Origin of the sequence: Mesorhizobium sp. M7A.F.Ca.US.002.01.1.1 (assembly GCF_004022955.1) — a bacterium.
Taxonomy (GTDB): domain Bacteria; phylum Pseudomonadota; class Alphaproteobacteria; order Rhizobiales; family Rhizobiaceae; genus Mesorhizobium; species Mesorhizobium ciceri.
This window is the reverse complement of sequence record NZ_RZQE01000571.1, coordinates 1-3,314: the sequence shown is the minus strand read 5'-3', so window position 1 is coordinate 3,314 and position 3,314 is coordinate 1. Positions and strand designations below refer to the sequence as shown.

General features: G+C 64.2%; 4 protein-coding genes. All 4 read left to right on the top strand.

The window, feature by feature from the left end; genetic code table 11:
• Nucleotides 1-849 (top strand): aminomethyltransferase family protein (locus EN932_RS32130; RefSeq protein WP_164890727.1); only part of this gene is annotated, 849 nt, incomplete at its 5' end.
• Nucleotides 846-1,751, top strand: coding sequence for a homocysteine S-methyltransferase family protein (locus EN932_RS32125; protein WP_127369714.1), 906 nt, complete (start codon nucleotides 846-848; stop codon nucleotides 1,749-1,751). The genes EN932_RS32130 and EN932_RS32125, both read left to right, overlap by 4 nt.
• Nucleotides 1,744-2,925, top strand: coding sequence for a pyridoxal phosphate-dependent aminotransferase (locus tag EN932_RS32120; RefSeq protein WP_063172401.1), 1,182 nt, complete (start codon nucleotides 1,744-1,746; stop codon nucleotides 2,923-2,925). Before EN932_RS32125 ends, EN932_RS32120 begins: the two co-directional genes overlap by 8 nt.
• On the top strand, nucleotides 2,922-3,314 hold a 393-nt coding region (locus EN932_RS32115), incomplete at its 3' end, for an FAD-binding oxidoreductase (protein WP_164890726.1). The genes EN932_RS32120 and EN932_RS32115, both read left to right, overlap by 4 nt.

The window sequence follows — 3,314 nt, the reverse complement described above, 5'->3', positions numbered from 1 at the left end:
GACAAGGGCCGCATCGTCACCGAAATGTCCGTCGTGCGTCACGACGAGAACCTGATGACGCTGATCACCGCGGCGGTCGCGCAGTGGCATGATTTCGAATGGCTGAAGTCGCGCATGCCCAAGGACGCACCGTTCAAGCTGATCGACCGGACCGAGGAATTCTCGACCCAGATCCTGGCAGGCCCGAACTCGCGAAAAATCCTCGCCGATGTCTGCGAAGCCGACCTCACTCTGCCATGGCTGACGCATCAGGAGACGAAGATCGCCGGCCGCTGGGCCAAACTCGTGCGCGTCTCCTTCGCCGGCGAACTCGGCTGGGAAATCCACACCAGGATCGACGACACCGCCGCCATCTTCGATGCCGTTTGCGCCGCAGGCCAGCAGCACGGGCTGAAGCCTTTCGGCATGTACGCGCTGGATTCGCTCCGGCTTGAGAAAGGCTACCGCACCTGGAAGGGCGACCTGTCGACCGACTATTCGATCCTGCAGGGCGGGCTCGAACGCTTCGTCAAATGGGACAAGCCCGACTTCCGTGGCAAGGCGGCACTGCTGAACGAAAAGCAGCAAGGCGTGAAGAAGCGCTTCGTTACGCTGGTGGTGGAAAACCCCGGCGATTGCGACGCTCCGTCAGTTTCTACACTCTGGCATGACGGCAAGATCGTCGGCGAGACGACGTCGGGCGGCTGGGGCCATCGCATCGACAAGTCGATCGCGCTCGGCATGCTGCGCGCCGACCTGGCCGAACCAGGTACATCAGTCGAGGTCGAAATCTTCGGTGACCGCTTTCAGGCAATCGTGCAGAAGGATGAACCGCTGTGGGATCCGAAGAACGAAAGGCTGCGCGCATGAAGAAAATCATCCTCACCGATGGCGGCATGGGCCAGGAACTGGTCCGCCGCAGCCAATCCGAGCCGACGCCGCTATGGTCGGCCAGGGTGCTGATCGACGAACCGGATCTGGTGCGCGACCTGCACGCGGAATTCATCCGTGCCGGCGCACGTGTCATCACCATCAACACCTATTCTGCGACACCCGAACGCCTGGCGCGCGAAGGTGCGGAAGACCTATTCAAGCCATTGCAGAAGCGCGGCATCGAATTGGCCAGGCAGGCCCGCGACGAGGCCGGCGATGCAGCCATCGCCGGTTGCCTGTCGCCGCTTTTCGGCAGCTATGCACCGGCACTGACCATTTCCTTCGAGGAGACGCTCGATATTTACCGCCGCATCGTTGCCGAGCAGGCCGATGGCGTCGACCTGTTCCTGTGTGAAACCATGGCGTCGGCGGACGAAGCCCGCGCAGCGGTCACCGCTGCATCGGAAAGCGGCAAGCCGGTATGGGTATCGTGGACGCTGGCTGACCACGGCAAGCCGCGCCTGCGCAGCGGCGAAGCAATAGCCACTGGGGCAAGCGCGCTCGACGGCCTGGCAGTCGCCGCGCGGCTGGTCAATTGCTGCCGGCCGGAAGCAATCGCCGCGGCTTTGCCTGAACTGATCGGCCTCGGCGGCCCGGTCGGCGCATATGCCAATGGCTTCACGTCAACCGAAGCACTTAAGCACGGCGGCACCGTCGATGTACTGCACGCTCGTCACGACCTTGGCCCGGATGCCTATGCCGACCAGGCGATCGGCTGGGTGGAGGCTGGCGCAAGCATCGTTGGCGGCTGCTGCGAAGTCGGACCACCGCACATCGCCGCCCTGCGCGACCGGCTCGAACAGGCCGGCTACGAAATTTCGGGAGTTTTGCATGCCTAGACCATCATCGCGCATTTCCGGCATCGTGCCTTCGGGCAAGGACGGCTGGGAAGTCCATTTCGCCGCCTGGACGCGCAAGGAGGCCGGCGAAGACATCATCATGCTGTCGGTTGGCGACCATGATTTCGACACGCCTTCGCAGACCATCGAAGCCTGTGTGACCGCGGTTCGCGGCAGCAATCATCACTACACCCCGCTTCCCGGCTTGCCGCGCCTGCGCAAGGCGATGGCCGCGGCCTCGAGCGCCTGCACCGGCGTCGAGACATCGCCGGATCAGGTGATCGCCACGCCGGGCGGCCAGGCCGCACTCTACGCGGCCGTGCAGGGCGTGCTCGACCAGGGCGATCACGCCATCGTCGTGGCGCCCTATTATGCCACCTATCCCAACACGTTCAGCGCCGCTGGCGCTGATTTCACCGTCGTCGAGACACCGGCCGAGGATGGCTTCCAGCCGCGAGCCGACATGATCCGCGCGGCAATCCGGCCGAACACGCGCGCCATCCTGATCAACACGCCGAACAATCCGACCGGTGCGGTCTATTCGCGCGAGCGGCTGGAACAATTGGCAGAAGTCTGCCGGGAGCACGACCTCTGGCTGCTGTCGGACGAAGTCTACTGGACGCTCGGCGGCGGCGAGCACGTCTCGCCGCGCTCGCTGCCAGGAATGGCCGAGCGCACGCTGGTCATCAATTCGATGTCCAAGAGCCACGGCATGACCGGCTGGCGCATGGGCTGGCTGACGGGACCGGAGCAGATGATCACGCTCATGATCAATCTCAATCTGGTGACGACCTACGGCCTGCCGGCCTTCATCTCGATCGCTTGTTCCGAGGCGCTGGAGAACCGTTACGGCGTCAAGGAGATCGCCGAACGCTACGCGGCACGCCGCACCGTCTTGCTCGACGCCGTGCGGGGCATGAACGATGTCACCGTGCGCGGTTCGGAGGGCGGCATGTATGTCATGCTCGACATCTCGGCCGTCGAGCCGGACGACGAGAAATTCGCCTGGGCCCTGCTCGACAAGGAAAAGGTTGGCGTGATGCCCGGCTCCAGCTTCGGCGAGGCGGCCGCCGGCCACATTCGCATCAGCCTCTGCCAGCCCGAACCCGTGCTGCAGGAAGCTGCACTTCGTCTGCGCCGCTTTGCTTCCAGCTACCGTCGCGAGGCAGCATGATCGCCAAGGCAGTTCCCGCCAAAGCAAGAGCGGTCATCATCGGCGGCGGCGTTTCCGGCTGTTCGGTCGCCTATCACCTGGCCAAGCTTGGCTGGACCGACATCGTGCTTCTCGAACGCAAGCGGCTGACGTCGGGCACGACATGGCATGCTGCCGGCCTGATCGGCCAGCTGCGCGGTTCGCAGAACATGACGCGGCTGGCGAAATATTCCGCCGACCTCTACGTCAAGCTGGAAGCAGAGACCGAAGTCGGCACCGGCATGCGCCAGGTCGGTTCGATCACCGTGGCGCTGACCGAGGAGCGCAAGCACGAGATCTACAGGCAAGCGTCGCTGGCGCGTGCCTTCGATGTCGACGTGCGCGAGATTTCGCCCAGGGAAGTCAGCGAG